A 20,171-nucleotide genomic window follows, 5' to 3' on the forward strand; every position below is an offset into this window, starting at 1 on the left:
GCGATGGCAAAGCTTAAACTGAGCAAGCATGCATTACATGAGCAGCAGGAAAATTTAAAGTTGTACCAGCGGCTATTGCCCTCGCTGGATTTGAAACGGCGGCAGTTGATGATGGAAGCAAAAAAGGCGCAGGACCAATATGCGGCGGCGCAGGCGGCGGTGGAAGCCCTGGAAATTCGTATCGGCGAAGAGTTGCCGATGTTAGCCGACGAGGAGTTTCGTCTGGCCGGTTTGGTGCATTTAAAAAGTTACAGCGTCATTGAACAGAATGTAGTCGGCGTGAAACTGCCGTTTTTGGATAGCATCGAATGTGCCGTTGCCGATTATTCGCGACTGGCCACGCCGCCCTGGGTCGATACCCTGGTGCAACGCTTGAAAGATGCCGTCGAGCAGCGGATACGCGCTGAAATTTCCGGTGAGCGCGTGCGTATTTTGCAAATTGCGGTGCGGCGCATCACCCAGCGGGTCAATCTGTTCGAGAAAATCTTAATCCCGACCGCCAAACAGAATATCCAGAAAATACGCGTTTTTCTGGGCGATGCCGAACGCGCCAGCGTCATCATTTCCAAGCTGGCCAAACACAAACAGCAACAACAACGCGAAGCAGAACTGGTAGCGGAGGCCGCGTTATGAGCATTGTTACCATGCACAAAGTGACGTTTATTGGTATTTCTGCCGATCGTGAGCGTTTATTGACTGATCTTCAGGACATCGGCTGTGTGCAGATTATTTCTCTGGCTTCTCATGATGCAGGGTTTACTGAGACTGCACCCTCGCCCGGCGCGCGTGAGGCGCTGCTGTTTCTGCAGGGATGTCCGCAGCGAAGACGACAGGTTATTGATAAGAAACGTTTTAATGCTGTTAATGTCCAGCGGCAGACATTGGCGGTCAGAAATCGCTTGCGTGATCTGGAAGATGAACGCGATTTTTTACTCAAGCGTATTCAGGATAGCCGTCCCTGGGGCGAGTTTGTGTTGCCGCCGTTGTCGGAAATGGACGAGCAGCGGCTTTGGTTTTACGCGGTTCCGCATAAGGAGCTGTCGAGAATTAAAGCCTCGGCTTCGGTATGGGAAGTTATCCGGCGCGATAACCGGTTCTGTTACGTTATCGTGGTGAGCAAGGATGAGCCTTTGGACATGCCGGTACCGCGCATTCATCTGGGCAGTCGATCCCTGAGTACACTCGAAACCAGGCTTGATGAGGTAGAGTACATTATAGAAGACGTGCAAGCGGAGCGGACTTATTTGACTCGCTGGCTTAATTTGTTTCGTCATGATCTTAATCAGCTTCAAGACCAAGCTGTCTGCGAGAGTGCGGCGACACAAGCCTACACTAACGATGCGGCTTTTGCCTTGCAGGGCTGGGCGCCCGAGGAAAGCTTGGCGACACTTGAAGATTATGCCCAAAAACAGGCGTTTCATTTTGCCGATGAAGCCTCGAAACCTGAAGATAATCCGCCGACGCTGATGCGCAATCCGTCCTGGCTGGCTGCGGGTGAGGATTTGGTGACTTTTTATATGACGCCGGGCTATCGAACCTGGGACCCGTCATCGGTTACGTTTGTTTCCTTTGTGATTTTTTTTGCGATGATCCTGGCCGATGCCGGTTACGCGGTCGTGCTTATGCTGGGCTTAATGGCGCTGTGGAAAAAAATGGGGCGTTCCTATTCGGGGCGTCGCTTCCGCCCGTTATTATTGTCGGTGGTGACGGCCTCGCTGGCTTTTGGCGTCATGGTGGGCAGTTATTTTGGGGTAACGCCTGACGACGCATTTTGGCTGGGCAAACTGCATGTGCTTGAGATCAGCGACACCGATCGGATGATGCTTCTTTCTGTGGTGATTGGCGTTTTTCATATCGTCCTGGCTAATGTGATGGATGCTTATCGCTGTGAACATTGGCAGGACAAACTGCCTTCAATAGGTTGGGCTGGCGTGATTTGCGGCGGCTTTATGTTGGCGATGAGCGGTTCAGCTAGCGCTGCTGGTTGGCATACACCGAGCATAGCCTTAATCGCTATTGGCGCAGTATTGATCGTGGGCTTTACCGCACCCCGCGAAAAACCGCTCGCCCGTTTTGTCCACGGCTTATTGGGGCTGACTAGGTTATCCAGTGCCTTGGGCGATGTGTTGAGCTATCTGCGCCTATTTGCACTAGGTTTGGCTTCAGGATCATTGGCGGTCGAATTTAACAATATGGCTCTCGGCGTTTACGAGGGCTATCCCGGCATTGGCTTATTTTTCGCGTTGTTAATACTGATCCTCGGACATACGGTTAATCTATTGCTCGGCATAATCAGCGGCGTTATTCATGGGTTGCGCTTAAACGTAATCGAGTTTTTCAATTGGGGACTCAAAGAAGAAGGGACCCTGTACAAACCATTTAAAAAAACTGGAGACTAAACGATGGACTCGTTAATTTTGATACTAGGATGGGTGGGGTTATATGCACCTTTAGCGTTAGGTGCGATAGGCAGTATGATTGGCTGTGTTCGTGCCGGTAGTGCCGCCTGCGGCGCTTTATTGGAAGTCGAAAGTGGCTATGGGCGCTATATCGGTGTAGCGGCGATGCCATCCTCGCAAACTATTTACGGCATTGTCGTGACCATGGCCTTGCGCCGCGAGCTGACATTGGAAAATTCTCCCGGTATTTTCGGCCTCGGCTTTTTGGCCGGACTGGCGATGTTGTTTGGCGCTATCGCTCAGGGAGATTCCTGTGCGGCCTCAATCAATGTATCAAAAAGTAAACTGGATATTTTCGGTATATCATTGGCTCCGGCTGCGTTGGTTGAGGGATTTTCCGTCTTCGCTTTTGTTTTTGCTCTGGTACTGGCAGCGGGAATTCCGAAATAACATCAACAAGAGACTATGAACATGACAGATCAAGATCATACTAAAACCGGTGCAGGCGTTCAGGATCTGGTTGACCGTATCCGAGACCAAGGTGTACTCGCTGCGAACGAGAAAGCCGAGCAAATTATAAAAGACGCCGAGGCCAAATCGGCAAAATTGCTTTTAGAGGCCAAGCGCGAAGTGGCGCAACTACGGGAAAGCACCCGTATTGAGATCGAGTCTAATCATGCCGCCGCCTTGGGAGCGCTGAAGCTGTCGGCGCGCGATACCATGCTGCAACTGGAAGCCAAAGTGTCGTCGGCATTCGAGGTTTTTGTGCAACGGCTAGTGACATCAGCCACCACCGATGAGCAATTTATTAAATCCATTGTGCTGGTGTTGGCCGGTCATGTCGAAAAAGAGCTGATCGGCGACAAGGAAGTGCAAATCCTGATTTCCGAGTCGATATTAATGGGTCAGCCCGATCAGAAACTGAACGAACTGTCCAATCAAACCATCATCGGCCTGTGCAGCGAAATGCTGCGTGAAGGCGTTGAGCTGATTCCATCCAGCGAAATCGAAGGCGGCGCCAGTGTGCGTCTGGTTAAAGAAAAGCTGGAGATAGACTTGTCCGACAAGGCTATTTCCAAGCTGCTTTACCAGCGCATTTTGCCCCGATTCAAGGCGATATTCGAAGGCAGAGAATAAGCGTCATGGCCGAGCCTTACATTACGCTGGTTTCCAGTCTTCCTTATCTGCCGCCGTTTGAGCAGGCCGAGCGCTCGCCGATTACGCGCTTGCGCTTGGAACAGCGTCTGCATAATTTGGATGCCGATGACGCCCGGCAATTGGCCGAAGCCGAAGCATTGGTTAGCTGGCGTATGTCGCTGGCCAAACCGAAAACGGATGCTGAGATGGTGTTGCGCAGTCGTGCCGCGATGCAGCACATCAGTCAACCGGCCTTGTGCGAATTCATCGAGTTCAGGATAGATCAGCAAGTGATACTGTCCGGTTTACGCCAGCGCAACGCCGGCGCCGATGCATCGGCTTTAGAACCGATTACCGCTGCTAGCCGTTGGGTGCGTTATATGACGGCGCATTGGGACGATCCGAATTTTAAGCTGGCGGCCATTTATCCGTGGATAGCCCAAGCGCACCGTTATCTCGACAGCAACAATGCCAGTGCTCTTGATAGCCTAATGATGCACGTCATCTGGCAACGGCTCGGTCGTATCACAGAAAACAACCGATTCGGCTTCGAGGCGGTCTTCGCCTTCGTTTTTAAATGGGACATCCTTCAAGCTTGGCTGGCGCGGGATGCAGCGCAGGCGAAGAGCCGATTTCAAGATTTGATTAAAGAGATAAAAAATGACAGCTGAACAACGGGTATTCAGAGCCGCCAAGATAATAGGCGTCAAGGAAAGTCTGGTGCTTATCGAGGTTGACGAAAACACGTCGATCATGAAGAACGAGCTGGGCTATATTTGTGTCGGCGACGAACGGCTTAAAGCCGAGGTTCTTCGCGTGCGGCGGCGTACTGCGGATATGCAGGTATTCGACGACACGCGCGGCGTGCGTGTCGGCGACACTGTCGAACTGACCGGAGAAATGCTTTCTGCAGTATTAGGCCCCGGATTGCTGGGACAGGTTTTTGATGGCCTGCTTAATCCGTTACATGCGTTAGCCGACAAATACGGTTTTTTTCTGCCTCGTGGCGTAACCATTCCGCCGCTCAATCTGGATAAGAAATGGGCGTTTGAACCCTGTGTCGCAGCAGGTGACCGGGTAAAGCCGGGCGGCGTTATCGGCACCGTTCCCGAGGGCGAATTCAGGCATAAAATCATGGTGCCTTTCAATCTGCCGGAAGCGGTCGAAATCACCTGGATTCGGGGCGGCAATCTGGGCGTCGAAGAAGTCGTTGCCCGTTACCGGTCCAGCAAAGGTAAGGAAAAGGAACTGACGATGTCCCAGCGCTGGCCGGTGCGCAAACCGATACCGGAAGCGCTGATCCGCCGCAGTTATGCGGAGCGCCTTTATCCTTCCGAACCGATCACCACCGCAACGCGCATTATCGACACTTTTTTTCCCATTGCCCAGGGCGGTACCGGCTGTGTTCCCGGCCCTTTCGGCGCAGGAAAAACCGTATTGCAAAGCCTTATCGCCCGTTATTCGACGGTTGACATCGTCGTTATCGTTGCCTGCGGCGAACGCGCAGGCGAAGTGGTCGAAACCATTACCGAATATCCGGAAACCAAAGATCCGCGTACCGGCGGCACGTTGATGGACAGAACCGTTATTATCTGCAACACCTCGTCAATGCCGGTCGCGGCGCGCGAAGCTTCGATTTATACCGGCATTACGCTGGGCGAGTATTTTCGGCAGATGGGCTATAACGTGCTGCTGATTGCCGATTCCACCTCGCGCTGGGCGCAGGCTATGCGCGAGACCTCGGGACGCATGGAAGAAATTCCCGGCGAAGAGGGCTTTCCCGCTTATTTGGATTCGTCGATAAAAAACGTCTACGAACGTGCCGGCGTACTCCGTTGCCCGGACGGTTCAATCGGTAGTTTGACCATGATCGGTACCGTCTCCCCAGCAGGCGGCAATTTTGAAGAACCGGTCACGCAATCGACTTTGGGTACGGTAAAAACGTTTCTCGGCTTGTCCTCCGACCGCGCTTACCGGCGATTTTATCCCGCTATCGATCCGCTTATTTCCTGGTCGCGTTATCTTGATCAATTGGGCGATTGGTTCAGCAAAAATATTGACGTGAATTGGGTTGGCAACGTCAAAGCCATGCAAGCCTTGCTTGAACAGGGCGATGGCATTTATCAGATGATGCAGGTTACCGGCGAAGAAGGTATTACCGAGGATGATTTTGTCATTTGGCAAAAATCCTTATTGCTGGACATGGTTTATCTCCAGCAGGATGCTTTCGATGAGGTTGACGCCTGCATGTCCAGGGAGCGGCAACTTGAGAGTTTTCAACTGTTGAAAGGCCTGATCGATGCCAGCTACGACTTCAAGGATAAAGATGCAGCCAGGGACTTCTTTACCGAGTTGACCAGCCTTTACAAAAATTGGAATTACAGCGCGCCGAAGTCGGTTGAATTCGACCGTTACCGCAAGAGCATTGTCGAACTGGCGGCTTTGCACGGTTACCTCGAAACAGTGGACGATTGATCGCTGCTGAGCTCGAGCCAGTTTTATCCCTTACATTCAACTCATAAGTGCAATCGATAATTAGCGGGACTGGATTTGCAACTTCCGTCCCGCACGGGACTGTTTTAAAGTGTTGTGGTGCGCATTACTGGGTATAGCAATAGCGCCGAGATCAATCAGTTTCTTGCTTATTGCTCACCCTGGGCCATTGATTATCATAGCCAATCCGGCCATTATAATAAGACCTAGAAATACAATCACGGCAGTTTTTCTCTGTTCTTCTTCGCGTTGCCGTCGGTGGTGTTTGTTTGTTTTTTTCATTAGTGCACCAATTATCCATTTTGTTCGTAAAACCCCTTCCTTCAGGTGGGGGATGTAAGAATGTTTTTGATTTTTATTTTGCATCCGTGTACGATTTTTCCCGTGCTGATAATTCAGCCTGCCGGAAGGAATATCCGGTACTGCCAGTCGAGGGGACTTTAGACTCCGCATTATGCCGAGCATCGCCCTGTTGAAGCTGGAAGCTCCTTCCTTTAGGTCGGGGTAATTCACAATTTTTATGAATTAAACCATTTTTAGTTGATTATCCAAAGCCGGACGGCGTATGTTACCGCGTCCGGCTGATTTTTCTCAGAGTTTAACGATAGTAGGCTTATCAAACGTTTGATACAGAGGCGCAACTCGGCCCGCTTGTTATAAGTAACATCAGCTGATAATGATGGTTGCTGAGTGCTCATAACGATCACCCGTAATTTCCATCGAGTCCTTTCGGGTAGGGATATTTAAGGTCTCCAGGCCTAGACTGCAGCGGCTACCTGTGGGTAAGGAGCAGTTACCATTGGCTGACGTAAGGCTCTGTGCTAATTCTTAATCCCAATACCTTTGTGCAAAAGGTAAAGGCTAAATAAGGTTAAGGTGACGATAAATCCGCCGGTAATGAGAAAGCTCAGCTGAATATCGATATCGGTCACGCCGATCAATCCGTAACGAAAGGCATTGATCATATACAAAATGGGGTTTCCCATCGAGACAGTCTGCCAAATACCGGGCAGCATATCTACTGAATAGAACACGCCGCCCAGATAGCTTAACGGGGTTAATACAAAGTTTGGAATAATCGAAATATCGTCGAAACTCTCGGCGAGTATCGCATTGATAAAACCGGCCAAAGCGAAGACGGCGGCTGTCAGTACGGCGATAGTCAGGGTAATCGCGATATTATTAATGTTAATATCGGTAAATAGCAGGGATATTAGGGCTACCACAACGCCTACCAGTAATCCGCGAACAATACCGCCGCTGACATAGCCACTCAGAATCATCCAGTTAGGTATCGGGGCAACCAGCAATTCTTCAATATTGTGCTGGAATTTGCTCGAGTAAAATGAAGATACGACGTTGGCGTAAGAGTGGCTGATGACTGACATTAAGATAATGCCGGGGACAATATAGTCCATGTAGCTGGCGCCGCTGATCGTACCGATGCGGTCGCCGATCAGCTTGCCGAAAATCAGGAAATACAGGGCGGTGGTGATGGCTGGGGGCAGCAAGGTTTGCGGCCAGATGCGGATAAAGCGGAATATCTCCTTGGTAACAATGGTTTTTAAAGCAATGCAATAGTTCATCGTTTAACGCCTGTCGGGTTTGAGTCGATCAAATCCATAAATAATTGTTCCAGCCGGTTGGTCTTGTTTTTTAAGCTGGTGACTTCGATATTTTGTGCGGTTAATTGGCTGAATAGCTTGTTAAGGCCGTGCTCTTTAGGTATGGCAACAGCAAGGGTTTTATCTGTTATCAGTTCGATGTGACAGCCTTCAATCACCGGCGCCACAGTAATGGGCCGGGCCAGATCCAGGATAAAATGTTCCACATGCAGTCTCGCCAGCAAGCTCGCCATATCGGAGTTTTCAACAATCCGTCCGTGATTGATAATGGCAATATTGCGGCACAGGCTTTCCGCTTCTTCCAGATAGTGTGTGGTTAAAATGATAGTCGTACCTTGCTGATTGACTTCCTGCATCATGTTCCACATCGAACGGCGTATTTCTATGTCGACACCTGCGGTCGGCTCATCAAGAATCAATAGCTTGGGCGCATGCACTAAAGCGCGGGCAATCATCACCCGACGTTTCATGCCGCCGGACAAACGTCTGGAAACGGTATCGCGCCTGTCCCACAAATCCATTTGTTTAAGGCAGTATTCGGTGCGTTGCAGCGCTAGTTTACGCGGCGTACCGTAATAACCGGCCTGATTGAGTAAAATGTTTTTGACGGTGTCGAATTGATTAAAATTGACTTCTTGAGGAACTAAACCGAGGCAGCTTTTGGCTTTTGCCTGTTCACGACTTAAATCATGGCCGAAGATACTGACTGAGCCGCTGCTGGCATTGACCAGTGAGCTGATAATGCCTATGACCGTTGACTTGCCTGCACCATTAGGCCCCAGCAAGGCAAAAAAATCACCGGCCTCAACCTCAAGATCGATTCCTTTTAAGGCTTCAAAGCCGTTATTATAGGTTTTTTTAAGATTACGCAGGGATAATGCATTCATGTTGAAACTAACACTTAACGGAAGCCTTTAAATAAGTTAAATTACGTATACTGAATTACGAAATAGGTTAAATTACGTATACTGAATTACGCGTCACATCCTGTGTTTGGATGACTAAAACCGTGTAATTTTATCAGATATTGACATGCATCATAGACAAAACTGGATAACTCGTGCCGAATAAACCTCCCGAAATCGTTGCTGCTGTAGACCTGGGCTCTAACAGCTTTCACATGATTGTTTGCAGTTTAACTGAGGGCAATTTACAAATACTCGATCGTCTCAAAGAAATGGTAAGGCTTGCGGCGGGTCTGGATAAAAGGAATTATCTTGATGCCGATACCCAGAAAAGAGCTTTAGACTGCGTGGAACGGTTCGGTCAAAGAATCCGTAACTTTCCGCCGGAAAGCGTGCGTATTGTCGGCACCAGCACTTTGCGGATGGCCAAAAATTCACAACAGTTTTTGGATAAGGCGGAAAAAGCGCTCAATCATCCGATCCATATCATTTCCGGCATAGAAGAAGCTCGCTTAATCTATCAGGGGGTGGCGCACAGTTTGGGCAGCAACGCCAACCTGCGCCTGGTTATGGACATCGGCGGCGGCAGCACTGAATACATCATAGGCTCTGGCGATATGCCCAGAGTAAAGGAAAGCCTGCGCATGGGTTGTGTCTTGGTCAGTAATGCTTTTTTTAAGGAGGGCAAGCTGTCCAAAAACGCATTCACCCAGGCGACTTTATTTGCCGAGCAACGTCTTGAGCCGGTGCAGATACAGTTTCAGCGCAGCAACTGGGATGAAGCCATTGGCGCGTCCGGCAGTTTACGGTCGATTGCCAAGGTTCTTGAGGCTAAAAACTGGAGCAATAATGGTATAACCCGAGAAGGCTTGGAGCTTCTGGTCGCTCATATGAATCAGTGCAATCATGTTGATGAACTGAATTTGCCGGAACTCGACCCTGAGCGTCTGCCGGTATTTCCAGGCGGTGTCGCCATTGTCTACGCTACCTTCAAAAGCTTGGGTATCGAGCAAATGACCGTTTCTGATGGCGCGCTCAGGGAAGGGCTGATTCAGGATTTACTGGGTCGGCTGTATGATCATGATATCCGCTCCGCAACCGTGCAGACTATGGCAGATCGTTATCATACCGACAAAGGTCATGCGACTCGCATTAAACAAACGACCGGCTATATATTGAGCCAATTGGGTGGCGATTTTTTTGGGTCTAATCATGAACACGTTGAGCAATTTTTGAACTGGGCAGCCGACTTGCATGAAATCGGCCATGACATCGCTCTCAGTCAATATCATAAACACAGTGCCTATGTGGTTGAAAACGGCGATTTTGCCGGTTTTTCCAGGCAGGATCAGATTTTATTGTCAACCATTGTAAAGTCGCATCGGCGTAAATTTTCACGCTCTCGTTTCAATGAATTACCATTTCCCTGGAATGTTGATGCGCCTAATTTGACCGTTATTTTACGACTGTCGGTATTGTTGCACCGCAATCGCCAAGAACATGTATTACCCGATTTTAAAATATCATTAATAAAATCAAAAATCCGCTTACAGTTCCCAGACAAGTGGCTGGATCAGGCCGCGTTAACCCGCGCCGATTTAATCCAGGAGGCTGATTATGTAAAGTCTGCCGGTTTCAAATTGGAATTTGCTTAACCGTAAGCTAATGAAAGTTTTAATACGCATTTTGATCTATTGTATTAGTGCTTTATTGCTTGTATGTGTGATGCTGGTTCTTTTTGGCGTAGGCAACAAGCCGGAACTTAAAGTGGGATGGTCGCCTACCCATGACGATTTGGTCAGGGCAAAAAAGATCCTGTATGAAGGTTTTAAAACGAAGCCCGATGAAATCGGTATCATCGAATTAAGCGAAGCCGACCTTAATCTTGCCGGCAATTATTTGTTAAACCGTTACAGTAAAAGTGCGGCTGATTTGGATTTGAAAAACGGTCAGTTGAGGTTCGTGGTTACCATAACTTTGCCCGCAAATAGCTTGGGGCAATATTTGAATATCAGTTTTAGATTAGGCAACGTTAAAGGCAATGATCTTCCGGTCATAACCAAATTTAAAGTCGGAAAGCTATTACTGCCGGCAAAATTGGCGGCTTTTGTTATCGACACCATTATTCAGTATTCATCGTTGAATGACTATTTTATTCTGGCGACTCGTCCTCTCAAGACGGTAACCATTGATGCGGAAAAGCTCTCCATTACGTACTATCCCAATAAGAATACATTGATACAGGCGCGAAACTTTTTGACGCACACTGGCGATAATTCTACGCTGAATATTTATCAGCAGAAGCTAGCCGACATTGTTGCCAAACATGATCCGGAATGGCGTTTATCACTGGCGGAGTTGTTGCGTCCATTGTTTGAACTGGCTTACCAACGCTCGACAATGGAAACCGCCATGGACGAAAACAGGGTCGTTATTTCCACGATCAATGACTATGTTAATAAACAGGAGGCAAAAAAGTTCCTTTCTTCGATTGAAGCTAAGCCCGTGACTGGAAAACAATATACGGCCTTTTTGTATAAACGTATCGATCTGGCGCAACATTTTATAGGATCGGCCGCGCTTACCGCCCTGGTAAGCAAGCAAGCCGCTCAAATTGCAGGTGAAGAAAAAGAATTAAGCGATGCGCGCATCGGCAGTGGCTTCAGTTTTATTGACTTGGCCGCCGATAAGGCAGGGATACGTTTTGGTGAAATGGCAATATCATCACCGGAAAATGCACGAAAAATGCAAAAAGCCATGTCAAAAATTACAGGTTACAGCGATTTTATGCCGGACCCCAAAGACCTACCTGAGCATATGGATGAGGTTGAATTTAAACAGCGTTTTGAGTCGGTAAACAGTCCAGTTTATCTGGAGATTTCAAAGCAGATTGATGATCGTATTTCGGCAATGCCAATTTATAATGCCGAATAAAAATAGGGGCGACCGACCGATCGCCCCTAAATTAACAGCTTAGTTAAAAGTAGAATCTAATGTGCCGGGCAAAACAGGCATTTGCTGTTTAGGGAACTCGCCGGTCAAACCATTCAAAAAGGCCACAATATCAGCAACTTCTTCTTTGGTTAAATCCTTGCCTAATTGCAGTTTTGCCATCAACGTTACCGCTTTATCCAGCGTTTTAACTGAACCATTGTGGAAATAAGGCGCAGTCAAAGCGATGTTACGCAAAGTCGGTACTTTCCACAAATGTTCGTCGGCCTGTTTTTTGCTGACTTCCGCTAAGCCTTTATCCTTGCTGAAATGATATTGCGCTTCCCAGTAACCATTAGGAATGACAGGGAACTTCTGGAACATACCGGGACCGTTAAACGCCGGGCCGCTATGACAAGTGGTACAACCCAATTCCGCCACTTTTTCCATGCCGCGAACCTGTTGTTCCGTTAACGCCGAGTTGTCGCCGGAAACATAACGGTCATAAGGACTGTTAGGCGTAATCAAGGTTCTTTCATAAGCGGCAATCGCTTTAGTTACCGCATCTTTAGTAATGGTATCCGTACCAAAAGCCCGCTCAAAAGGCATCTGATAACCTTCAATCGTTTTTAAACGGGCAACGACCTCATCCCAGTTTTTCATGCCCATTTCAATCGGATTGGTCACGGGACCTGCCGCTTGCTCTTCCAGGCTTGCCGCTCTGCCATCCCAAAATTGAACGGTATTAAACGCAGCATTCCAGACTGTCGGCGCACTACGCCCACCTGTCTGACCGTTCACACCCATAGAATTCGGTCTGTTATCTTCGCCGCCCAGCATGGTGTTATGGCAGGAAGCACAAGAAACCGTACCTGTAGAGGATAAACGAGGATCATGATAGAGCATTTGCCCCAACTCAACTTTAGCAGGCGTTGTCGCATTATCAGCCGGTTCAGGGGCTTCTTTAGGCAATACCTCCCAAGCCGACGCCACCGAAACCGAACTTGCCAACGCCAACGCTGCAACCAGCGAACGAATTTTAAACATACTATCCTCCAAAATATTAGTTATTATTAATGCGGAAAACCTACATAGCCCAGTAACCTTACTGCACATCCGACAGAATTGTAAGATATGCAGCAGATAAGGTACAACCAAATTTCCCCTGCTTGAGTTATCGGTGTGAATTTATAGGTATTTTGATGAAAAAATATCATTTTAGCGACAGGGTATTGACTGAAATAGAGGTTCCGCTTGTCAGGATTAACGATGTCAAAACGGTTTGGGGTATTATTCAAGTTCCACAGCGTAAACACAGGTAACAAAGGGGTTGAGCATGTTAATTAAAACCAAAGCAAACATCTTAAGCAGTGAAGTCACCGACCGGGCGGTTTTTGAATCTCGACGGGAGTTTATTAAAGCGGCTACTGCGTTTTCGGCGGGGTTTTTGTTGCCGAGCCTGGGACAGGCAGAAACGGGGAAATATGCCGATGTGCCCGTCGGGCCTTATTCCGCTAAGTTAGAGGTTACCGATCGTGAGGATGTTATGAGTTATACCAATTACTATGAATTCTCTACCAATAAACAGGATTCGACTGTTTTAGCCCAGGCGTTAAAAATCAAGCCGTGGAGCGTCGAGGTTGTCGGCGAGGTAGAAAAGCCTGGCGTTTACGATCTGGAAGATATTCTAAAAGACAATCCTGTAGAGGAGCGTATTTACCGATTCCGCTGCGTGGAAGCCTGGTCTATGGTGGTGCCGTGGATAGGCTTTCCATTGGGCGACATGTTGAAGCGCTTTAAGCCTACGTCAAAAGCCAAGTTTGTCGAATTTACCACGCTTTATAACCCTGAAATCATGACAGGTCAGCGTTCCGGCGTTTTGGACTGGCCTTATGTGGAAGGCTTGCGTATCGATGAAGCGATGCATCCGTTAGCGATTATGGCTACCGGCATGTATGGCGATGAGTTGCCCAAGCAGAATGGCGCGCCGTTGCGTCTTATTGTGCCGTGGAAATACGGATTCAAGAGTATCAAGGCGATCGTTAAAATACGATTTATGGAACATATGCCGGAAACCGCATGGCATAAAAGCGCACCTAATGAGAATGGTTTTTATGCCAATGTTAATCCTGAAGTATCGCATCCCAGATGGAGTCAACGCCGTGAGCGGGTTTTAGGTAGCAGTATTTTTACCCCGAAGCGTGATACGGAAAAGTTTAACGGCTATGGCGCCGAAGTTGCCGGGCTTTATTCCGGCATGGATCTAAAGCGGTATTTCTGATGTTACCGGGCAGAAAAGGCTAGGTGAGCATAAAAGTAATCATTTTTTCGCTGAGTCTGCTGCCTTTTGGCTTGCTGGTCAATGATGCAATTAACGATCGACTGGGCGCTAATCCCATAGAAACCCTGCATTTCGCCTTTGGCGATTGGGCCTTGCGATTTTTGTGCATAGGTTTGGCGCTGACGCCGATTAAAATAATAACCGGACAGAGCTGGCCAATGCGCTTTAGGCGCATGATAGGCCTGTTCGTTTTCTTTTATGCCAGCCTGCATTTGCTGATTTTTATCGTGCTTGATTTGTCGCTATCTTGGGAGGCATTTAAAGACGAGGTGCCGAAAAGCCCTTACATCCTGATGGGCTTGCTGACTTATGCGTTGCTCATTCCTCTGGCCGTAACTTCAACCAAAAACATGCAGAAAAGATTGGGGAGAAATTGGATAAAACTGCATCGTTTGATTTATATCGCAGGGTTAACAGCTCTGATACATTATTTTTGGTTGGTAAAAGCGGATTATACCGAACCGTTGATTTATGCAGTGGTGATCAGTATTTTATTGGCAATACGGATTATTGTTCATTGCCGAAAGACCCGTAAGCTTTCGCTGCGAGACCTGAGTCGAGTAGTCCTCAGTAGCGATAAAGCCGGTGCTTCCACGGAGCATAGTGTAGTGAAAATACCGGCTTTACGAAATCGCGTCCACGACTGCAGTCGCCGAAAGCATTAGCGGTCGCGTACAATTACCTGTTTGATGGGCAGGCGACAACACACCATCCATGGCGTTCATGCCCATAAAAGCTGGCACAAAAATAGCGACTCTCTGATAACCTTTTAGGTTATGTCAAAAGACGTTAACAATTCATCATGTTGAAGTTCGGTGATTTCAACGTGATCGACTCGGGCGGTTATCGGGCCTTTATGGCACCATTTAATGAATTTTTCAATAGCCAGCTTTTCCGCTTCGGCGATGATTTCAACCCGACCATCAGGGAGATTTTTGGCGCTGCCTTTTATGGCAAAATGTTTGGCCTTATTCTGGGTAAAAAGGCGGAAGTAAACGCCTTGAACTCGACCGGAAACCAGGATTTTAACTTTGCGTATCACTTTTTAATTCTCCAGCAATAATGGATTTTTGGATTGCGGGCAAAATCTTCCGGTATTGTTGCCGCGCTGATGTCTTCTACGATGAAATCAGACAATGCCTGCTTGTCGATTTTAAAGCGTCTGAAGTTGGTCGAAAAGTATAAGACACCTCCCGGCGACAGCAAGGAAATGGCGTTATTAATCAGGTGTACATGGTCGTTTTGTATGTCGAACGCTTCGTCCATCCGTTTGGAATTGGAAAAAGTCGGCGGGTCGAGGAAAATCAAATCGTAGTGTTTACTGGGAAGCTCAGCTTCAGTGGCTAGCCATTCCAGACAATCGGCCTGGATAAATTCATGCGTGCCTTCGTTAGCATTCAGCGCCATGTTCTTTTTTGCCCAGTTGATATAGGTATTGGACATGTCAACAGTGGTCGTCGATGTAGCGCCACCCATTGCCGCATGAACGGTCGCACTGCCGGTATAGGCAAACAGGTTTAAAAAGCTTTTGCCTTTGGCCTGTTGTTGAATCATCAGGCGTATAGGCCGGTGATCGAGGAACAAGCCGGTATCCAGATAATCTTCAAAATTCACCAGTAACTTGCAGCCGCCTTCTTCAATAATGTGAAAACGCCCCTGATCGTCGTGTTTTTCGTATTGATCGGTACTTTTTTGTTTGCGGCGTATTTTCAGGAACACCTGCTCGCTATTGACGCCAAGTACCCGAGGTATTTCGGCCAACAGCCCCGCCAGTCGCTGATCGGCTTTGTGCTGATCGATGCTTTTTGGCGGTTCGTATTCCTGCACATTGATCCAGGTTTGCTCGCCTACAGGGATGTAGGCAAGGGGCGTGAGCTGGGAGCGGCAAGCTTCGCCTTGATAAATATCGACGGCGACCGCGTATTCCGGCAAATCGGCATCATAAACCCGATAGCAGGTGATGTGATTTTGTTTGGCCCATTTGGACAGTTTTTTCAGGTTCTTTTTGAGCCGGTTGGCGAACATCTCGGCAGCGACGGGCTCACTTATATCCCTGTCGGTAAAGCTTACCGCTCCCAGCTCACGCCCCTTGCCTACATCCCTGTAGGCAACACTTACCGTTCCCGAAACACTGGTTTCCTTGTCGGTTCCGGTAGTCTCAGCTTGCGGAGCAGGGCGGGTCTCGGTTGCTTGAGCAATCCGTTGTTCCTGGGCTTTGCTGATCTCGGTCACTTGAGCGATACGCTCTTCCTGCGTTCTGGCCTTAGGGATGAAGAAATTGTTTTCTTCAATATCCAGACGTAATAGCTTGCATTCAAGTGCGCCATTAAACAGGGTAATCGGCTTTTGTGAGCGTATGCCTAAGCGAAAGCCCAGTTCCGGGTTGCTGATGATCATCGCGGCTTTCCAGCCGATAAAATGCGCTTTGAGTGATGCGCCGAATTTTTTGTATAACTCAGCGGTTTCCTGCTCGTCGCCCAAGCGTTCGCCATAAGGCGGATTGCAGATCAACAGCCCGGGTTTCCAGCTTTCGGCGGGTTCCGCGTCTTCAATGTCGCGGCGTTCGACATGGATTTTATGTTGCAGGCCGACATTGGCGATATGCGCTAAAGCGGTGTTGACGGTCTGGCGGTTTTGATCGAAGCCTACGATAACCGGCAGTTTTCCCATACCGATTTTTTTACGTTGTTCGGCTTCAGCACGTAATTTTTTCCAGCATTCGGCATCGTGTTTTTTCCAGCCGGTAAAGCCGAAATAGTCGCGTAACAAACCGGGCGCATAATCGGCGGCGATCATCGCGCCTTCCAACAACAGCGTTCCTGAGCCGCACATCGGATCGATTAATGAGCCCTGTTGTTTGGCGATTTGAGGCCAGCCGCTACGCAGCAGCATCGCCGCCGCTAGGTTTTCCTTCATCGGGGCTTTGATATTGACGTCCCGGTAACCGCGACGATGCAGACTTTCACCGGAAAGATCCAGGCTGAGCTGGGCGGTTTCGCCATTCAAATAAACGTTGATGCGGATACTGGGCTGTTCGGTATTGATGCTGGGGCGGATTTGAAACTTGTCTCGCATCTGGTCGACGATGGCATCCTTAACTTTTAGAGAGCCAAAGTGGGTATTGTTGATTGCTTCTGAGTTTTTCGCGCTGAACGAGACCGCAAAGCTGTCTTCAGGATTGATATGTTCAAACCAGTCGATTTTTTGTATGCCCTTATAAAGGTCTTCCTGGCTTTTTACCTCGAATGAGCTGAGCACCAGTAGGATGCGATTTGCTGTTCTTGACCACAGGCAGGCACGATACGCGGTCTCCAGATTGCCCTGAAAAGCGACCCCGGCCAGAGTGGCCTTGGTATGGGTTATGCCGAGTGCGCGGAGTTCATCGCTAAGGATGGTTTCCATCGCTTTGGGGGTTGTGGCAAATAGTTGGTAAGTGGGCATAAGAGAGTCAGGCGAAAGACGAAAGGCTAAGGACACAAGGTAATTACTTTGAATTTATATGTCCAAAGCCAGCTTTGGACTCCACACATTGGCGTTCAAGGCTGGCTTTGAATCGTTAGAACGGATGAACGGGTACTATTGAGGCTAAGTAGTTTAAAGACAATAAATGCAAAGCAACGGCTTTTTTGCCCTTCGCCTTTAGCCTGCTTTTTTATTGAATCTTGATCAGCTCAACATCAAAGATCAATGCGGCATTCGGACCGATTGCACGGCCTGCGCCTTGCTCGCCATAAGCAAGTTCTGACGGAATATAAAAGCGGTATTTTGCGCCTTCTTTCATTAATTGTACGCCCTCAGTCCATCCTGCTATTACCCGATTTAGCGGGAATGTGGCCGGTTCGCCTCGGCTGTAGGAGCTGTCAAATTCTTCACCATCAAGGGTTGTGCCTTTGTAATGCACGGTAACGTTATCAGTAGCTGAAGGTGAAGTAGCGCCTGTTCCAGGTGTTAATACCTCATATTGCAAGCCGGTTGCTGTCGTTACAATATTGGGTTTTTTAGTATTTTCTGCAAGAAAGGCGGTTCCTGCTGATTTATTTTCTTCAGGGGTGGTGGCATTGGCCATTGAAAACATAGTAAATCCTATAAGAAGAACGGTGACGATTGAAAGAACTTGAGTTTGAATTTTTCTCACGATTTTTGCCCTTTGTTTACGTAAAAAATGATAGTTTACCAAAAAAACCAGCTTTCGCTTTGTAATTCCTTTTCACAGGTACCTAATTGACGCTGAAATAATGTTGCCCGCTTGGCGACTTTGATAGCAACTTGCTGTAACCACGGTTTTTGCAAAAAACTTTTGCGATGAAAGCCGCCATGACCATCATGATAGGCGAGGTATAAATTTTTGGCATCCAGTTTCGATATGCCTAAGCGAGTGTGGCTGATGTTACAATACCAGCCGATAAAATCGCTGGCATCGGCAAAGTCATCACGATCTGCTCCCCAGCTGCCGACTTTGCTTTGATAGCCATCCCAGGTTTCATCTTTGGCTTGGGCGTAGCCATAAGCGCTACTGGCTCTGGGCAGCGGAATAAATCCCAGAAACCAAGGGCGTGGCGGTTGTGCATCGGCAACAAAGCGTGATTCCTGATGCATGATCGCCATTTGAATGTGGATAGGTACCCCCCATTTCTCAAATGAGTTTTTAGCGTCATCATACCAATCGTCTTTTTCTCTGAAAGTGGAGCATATATTGTCACTGTTTTTAGGCGGAATTGCCGTGCAGGCCGCCAAAGAGAGTAACAAGAGCGGGATTATGGACTTTTTCATGTTGAACAGAGTTAAGTAAGATTGAGATGATGTAGGCGATAAAAATAATTTCAATAGAAAAGAAAGCAAAATAACGCAGGCACTATAATTGCTCCTAATAACCTTGTACAGTGTATTTGATCAACAGCATAACACGGATAATCAGAGAGGAAAGTGAGGTGAATTTAGATGTGAATCGGCCCTATAGAAAAAACGTAATGTCGCATGGTTTGATTTACATGGGGGGAGAAGAACGGGAAATTACCATTAAAAATATTTCGTTAACCGGCGTGCTTGCAGAATTAAAGTGTGATCAGGCAAGTAGCGATGTCAAAGAGATTTTTAATATGCTGTCAGCATCGACTACGATAGATTTATATCTTCCGGAAATGCGTTTAGCGGGTGAAGCAGGAGTGGTCAGGGTCGATATGTTCGATGATTATATATTGCTTGGACTGGAATTTAAAAGTGTTGTTTATGACATAGATAATCAGCTGTACAAGAGGAAGGCCTATAGAAAAAACATGACGGCTCCAGGCAAAATTCTGTTGGATGGGAAATATCGAGAGTTTACTGCCGTCAATGTTTCGGTGGACGGATTAATGATTAGTGTTGCTGAATCCATAGCCGTCGAACCGGGACAGATAACGATATTTGAATTTGAGCAGTTGGAGTTGGAAGGTGAGATAAAAGTGATGTGGGTTGAAGGTATCGCTGCTAGCAGAACATTGCTTGGTTTAAAATATGTACACATGGAAAGAACTGCTATTAAGGGGATACCTCGTTTTGCCCGCTAACAAACTGCATAACCTCCTGCCACCAGAGAAGCGCTTGATTTAACGGCAAGCTGTTGTGGCTCGCATCCTTAAATGACCAGAGTTTCTTAGGATGATGTAGCGCCGCGAACAGCATTAAGCTGTGCTTATTGGGGATGATTTCATCTTTCTCGGCCAGTAATATCGCCGTATTTCCCGAGTAATCTTGCAGGTTTTTAATGTTGTCGAATTTGTCTTTGATTAACCATTTGGCAGGGAAAAACCAGTAATGGTGTTGGGCAATATCAGCCATGCTGTTAAACGGCGCGACCAAGACAATGCCTTTAACCGGAACCTGCCCACTCTGCACGATGCCGCAGGCCACGCCGCCGCCGAGTGATTCGCCCCACAGGAAAACAGGCCCGCCAAAATCGTTCAAGGCCTGTTGTGCGGTTTGGATGCCATCGGCAATCAACGCCTGTTCCGATGGCTCGCCGTTTCTGGCGGCATAGCCAGGATATTCGGCCAAAATCACCCGGTAACCTTGGTTTTCCAATGCATCCAGATAATAAGTCCGGTCGGTTGCCGATCCGGCATTGCCGTGAAAAACGATAACCGTACCCTTGCTGGTCATGTTGGGTGTTTTGGCGATCAGTCCCCGATAATTATCCGTTGACGGCCAGAGCTTCAGGTTGGCTTGATCCGCCCGCTGTTGTTGACCTTCAATTGAATAGGTATCGGGGAAATAGATCATTTTTCGTTGAAATAGAAAAACGATCAGCAGGAGCAGTAAGTAGGTTAGCAGAATTGAAAGCATAGGTTTAAATGTTGGCATT

General features: G+C 48.0%; 20 protein-coding genes. 11 read left to right on the plus strand and 9 right to left on the minus strand.

Annotation, left to right across the window (positions count from 1 at the left end; genetic code table 11):
- Positions 1-3: 3 nt before the first annotated feature.
- The 6 genes from ABXJ76_RS07555 to ABXJ76_RS07580 are packed head-to-tail and all read left to right on the plus strand — an operon-like array spanning position 4 to position 6,011.
- Positions 4-633: a V-type ATP synthase subunit D gene (locus tag ABXJ76_RS07555; protein ID WP_432745687.1), complete on the plus strand. Its 630-nt coding sequence runs from the start codon at positions 4-6 to the stop codon at positions 631-633.
- A complete protein-coding gene (locus tag ABXJ76_RS07560; RefSeq protein WP_432745689.1) occupies positions 630-2,399 on the plus strand; it encodes a V-type ATP synthase subunit I in 1,770 nt (589 codons plus the stop codon). The genes ABXJ76_RS07555 and ABXJ76_RS07560 overlap by 4 nt, the downstream gene beginning before the upstream one ends.
- A 3-nt stretch (positions 2,400-2,402) precedes the next feature.
- The gene (locus ABXJ76_RS07565; RefSeq protein ID WP_432745691.1) at positions 2,403-2,849 is read left to right on the plus strand and encodes an ATP synthase subunit C; all 447 of its coding nucleotides are present in this window, start codon (positions 2,403-2,405) and stop codon (positions 2,847-2,849) included.
- A gap of 21 nt (positions 2,850-2,870) precedes the next feature.
- A complete protein-coding gene (locus tag ABXJ76_RS07570) occupies positions 2,871-3,536 on the plus strand; it encodes a hypothetical protein (protein ID WP_432745693.1) in 666 nt (221 codons plus the stop codon).
- A gap of 5 nt (positions 3,537-3,541) precedes the next feature.
- Positions 3,542-4,207: a DUF2764 family protein gene (locus tag ABXJ76_RS07575; protein WP_432745695.1), complete on the plus strand. Its 666-nt coding sequence runs from the start codon at positions 3,542-3,544 to the stop codon at positions 4,205-4,207.
- Entirely contained in the window at positions 4,197-6,011 is a 1,815-nt protein-coding gene (locus ABXJ76_RS07580) for a V-type ATP synthase subunit A (protein ID WP_432745697.1), read from the plus strand. The genes ABXJ76_RS07575 and ABXJ76_RS07580 overlap by 11 nt, the downstream gene beginning before the upstream one ends.
- A 174-nt stretch (positions 6,012-6,185) precedes the next feature.
- On the opposite strand, the gene ABXJ76_RS07585 is transcribed toward ABXJ76_RS07580, so the two are convergent.
- The 3 genes from ABXJ76_RS07585 to ABXJ76_RS07595 all read right to left on the minus strand — a co-directional run bounded on the left by ABXJ76_RS07585 (position 6,186) and on the right by ABXJ76_RS07595 (position 8,541).
- On the minus strand, positions 6,186-6,542 hold the full coding sequence (locus ABXJ76_RS07585) for a hypothetical protein (protein WP_432745699.1): 357 nt from the start codon (positions 6,540-6,542) through the stop codon (positions 6,186-6,188).
- A gap of 308 nt (positions 6,543-6,850) precedes the next feature.
- Complete coding sequence (locus ABXJ76_RS07590) at positions 6,851-7,615, minus strand: ABC transporter permease (protein WP_432745701.1); 765 nt, start codon at positions 7,613-7,615, stop codon at positions 6,851-6,853.
- Positions 7,612-8,541: an ABC transporter ATP-binding protein gene (locus tag ABXJ76_RS07595; protein ID WP_432745702.1), complete on the minus strand. Its 930-nt coding sequence runs from the start codon at positions 8,539-8,541 to the stop codon at positions 7,612-7,614. Before ABXJ76_RS07595 ends, ABXJ76_RS07590 begins: the two co-directional genes overlap by 4 nt.
- A 173-nt stretch (positions 8,542-8,714) precedes the next feature.
- On the opposite strand from ABXJ76_RS07595, the gene ppx reads away from it, so the two are divergent.
- Both ppx and ABXJ76_RS07605 read left to right on the plus strand, forming a co-directional pair.
- Positions 8,715-10,214: an exopolyphosphatase gene (gene ppx, locus ABXJ76_RS07600; RefSeq protein ID WP_432745703.1), complete on the plus strand. Its 1,500-nt coding sequence runs from the start codon at positions 8,715-8,717 to the stop codon at positions 10,212-10,214.
- A gap of 10 nt (positions 10,215-10,224) precedes the next feature.
- A complete protein-coding gene (locus ABXJ76_RS07605; protein WP_432745704.1) occupies positions 10,225-11,493 on the plus strand; it encodes a hypothetical protein in 1,269 nt (422 codons plus the stop codon).
- 39 nt (positions 11,494-11,532) lie between these two features.
- Here the strand turns inward: ABXJ76_RS07605 and ABXJ76_RS07610 are convergent, their stop codons facing one another.
- Positions 11,533-12,537, minus strand: coding sequence for a cytochrome-c peroxidase (locus ABXJ76_RS07610; protein ID WP_432745706.1), 1,005 nt, complete (start codon positions 12,535-12,537; stop codon positions 11,533-11,535).
- A 289-nt stretch (positions 12,538-12,826) separates the two neighbouring features.
- Here ABXJ76_RS07610 and msrP point away from each other — a divergent pair, with 289 nt between their 5' ends.
- The gene (gene msrP / locus ABXJ76_RS07615; RefSeq protein ID WP_432745708.1) at positions 12,827-13,771 is read left to right on the plus strand and encodes a protein-methionine-sulfoxide reductase catalytic subunit MsrP; all 945 of its coding nucleotides are present in this window, start codon (positions 12,827-12,829) and stop codon (positions 13,769-13,771) included.
- 23 nt (positions 13,772-13,794) lie between these two features.
- Positions 13,795-14,496, plus strand: a complete 702-nt coding sequence (locus ABXJ76_RS07620) for a sulfite oxidase heme-binding subunit YedZ (protein ID WP_432745710.1) — start codon at positions 13,795-13,797, stop codon at positions 14,494-14,496.
- Between the two features lie 104 nt (positions 14,497-14,600).
- On the opposite strand, the gene ABXJ76_RS07625 is transcribed toward ABXJ76_RS07620, so the two are convergent.
- The 4 genes from ABXJ76_RS07625 to ABXJ76_RS07640 form a co-directional block, all read right to left on the minus strand.
- Entirely contained in the window at positions 14,601-14,870 is a 270-nt protein-coding gene (locus tag ABXJ76_RS07625; protein ID WP_432746470.1) for an acylphosphatase, read from the minus strand.
- A complete protein-coding gene (gene rlmKL, locus ABXJ76_RS07630; RefSeq protein WP_432745712.1) occupies positions 14,870-17,272 on the minus strand; it encodes a bifunctional 23S rRNA (guanine(2069)-N(7))-methyltransferase RlmK/23S rRNA (guanine(2445)-N(2))-methyltransferase RlmL in 2,403 nt (800 codons plus the stop codon). The genes ABXJ76_RS07625 and rlmKL overlap by 1 nt, the downstream gene beginning before the upstream one ends.
- A 211-nt stretch (positions 17,273-17,483) precedes the next feature.
- Complete coding sequence (locus ABXJ76_RS07635; protein WP_432745714.1) at positions 17,484-17,966, minus strand: FKBP-type peptidyl-prolyl cis-trans isomerase; 483 nt, start codon at positions 17,964-17,966, stop codon at positions 17,484-17,486.
- Between the two features lie 35 nt (positions 17,967-18,001).
- The gene (locus ABXJ76_RS07640; RefSeq protein ID WP_432745716.1) at positions 18,002-18,601 is read right to left on the minus strand and encodes a hypothetical protein; all 600 of its coding nucleotides are present in this window, start codon (positions 18,599-18,601) and stop codon (positions 18,002-18,004) included.
- Between the two features lie 158 nt (positions 18,602-18,759).
- On the opposite strand from ABXJ76_RS07640, the gene ABXJ76_RS07645 reads away from it, so the two are divergent.
- A complete protein-coding gene (locus ABXJ76_RS07645) occupies positions 18,760-19,377 on the plus strand; it encodes a PilZ domain-containing protein (protein WP_432745718.1) in 618 nt (205 codons plus the stop codon).
- On the opposite strand, the gene ABXJ76_RS07650 is transcribed toward ABXJ76_RS07645, so the two are convergent.
- A complete protein-coding gene (locus ABXJ76_RS07650) occupies positions 19,349-20,170 on the minus strand; it encodes an alpha/beta hydrolase (protein ID WP_432745720.1) in 822 nt (273 codons plus the stop codon). The two genes, ABXJ76_RS07645 and ABXJ76_RS07650, sit on opposite strands and share 29 nt — an antisense overlap.
- Between the last annotated feature and the right edge of the window lies 1 nt (position 20,171).

The organism is Methylobacter arcticus (assembly GCF_050917435.1).
Taxonomy (GTDB): domain Bacteria; phylum Pseudomonadota; class Gammaproteobacteria; order Methylococcales; family Methylomonadaceae; genus Methylobacter_A; species Methylobacter_A titanis.

What these genes read in the sequence shown, in the direction of transcription:
- ABXJ76_RS07555 (WP_432745687.1), top strand. Translation starts at nt 4, where the DNA reads ATGGCAAAGCTTAAACTGAGCAAGCATGCATTACATGAGCAGCAGGAA.
- ABXJ76_RS07560 (WP_432745689.1), top strand. Translation starts at nt 630, where the DNA reads ATGAGCATTGTTACCATGCACAAAGTGACGTTTATTGGTATTTCTGCC.
- ABXJ76_RS07565 (WP_432745691.1), top strand. Translation starts at nt 2,403, where the DNA reads ATGGACTCGTTAATTTTGATACTAGGATGGGTGGGGTTATATGCACCT.
- ABXJ76_RS07570 (WP_432745693.1), top strand. Translation starts at nt 2,871, where the DNA reads ATGACAGATCAAGATCATACTAAAACCGGTGCAGGCGTTCAGGATCTG.
- ABXJ76_RS07575 (WP_432745695.1), top strand. Translation starts at nt 3,542, where the DNA reads ATGGCCGAGCCTTACATTACGCTGGTTTCCAGTCTTCCTTATCTGCCG.
- ABXJ76_RS07580 (WP_432745697.1), top strand. Translation starts at nt 4,197, where the DNA reads ATGACAGCTGAACAACGGGTATTCAGAGCCGCCAAGATAATAGGCGTC.
- ABXJ76_RS07590 (WP_432745701.1), bottom strand. Translation starts at nt 7,615, where the DNA reads ATGAACTATTGCATTGCTTTAAAAACCATTGTTACCAAGGAGATATTC.
- ABXJ76_RS07595 (WP_432745702.1), bottom strand. Translation starts at nt 8,541, where the DNA reads ATGAATGCATTATCCCTGCGTAATCTTAAAAAAACCTATAATAACGGC.
- ABXJ76_RS07605 (WP_432745704.1), top strand. Translation starts at nt 10,225, where the DNA reads ATGAAAGTTTTAATACGCATTTTGATCTATTGTATTAGTGCTTTATTG.
- ABXJ76_RS07610 (WP_432745706.1), bottom strand. Translation starts at nt 12,537, where the DNA reads ATGTTTAAAATTCGTTCGCTGGTTGCAGCGTTGGCGTTGGCAAGTTCG.
- msrP (WP_432745708.1), top strand. Translation starts at nt 12,827, where the DNA reads ATGTTAATTAAAACCAAAGCAAACATCTTAAGCAGTGAAGTCACCGAC.
- rlmKL (WP_432745712.1), bottom strand. Translation starts at nt 17,272, where the DNA reads ATGCCCACTTACCAACTATTTGCCACAACCCCCAAAGCGATGGAAACC.
- ABXJ76_RS07640 (WP_432745716.1), bottom strand. Translation starts at nt 18,601, where the DNA reads ATGAAAAAGTCCATAATCCCGCTCTTGTTACTCTCTTTGGCGGCCTGC.
- ABXJ76_RS07650 (WP_432745720.1), bottom strand. Translation starts at nt 20,170, where the DNA reads ATGCCAACATTTAAACCTATGCTTTCAATTCTGCTAACCTACTTACTG.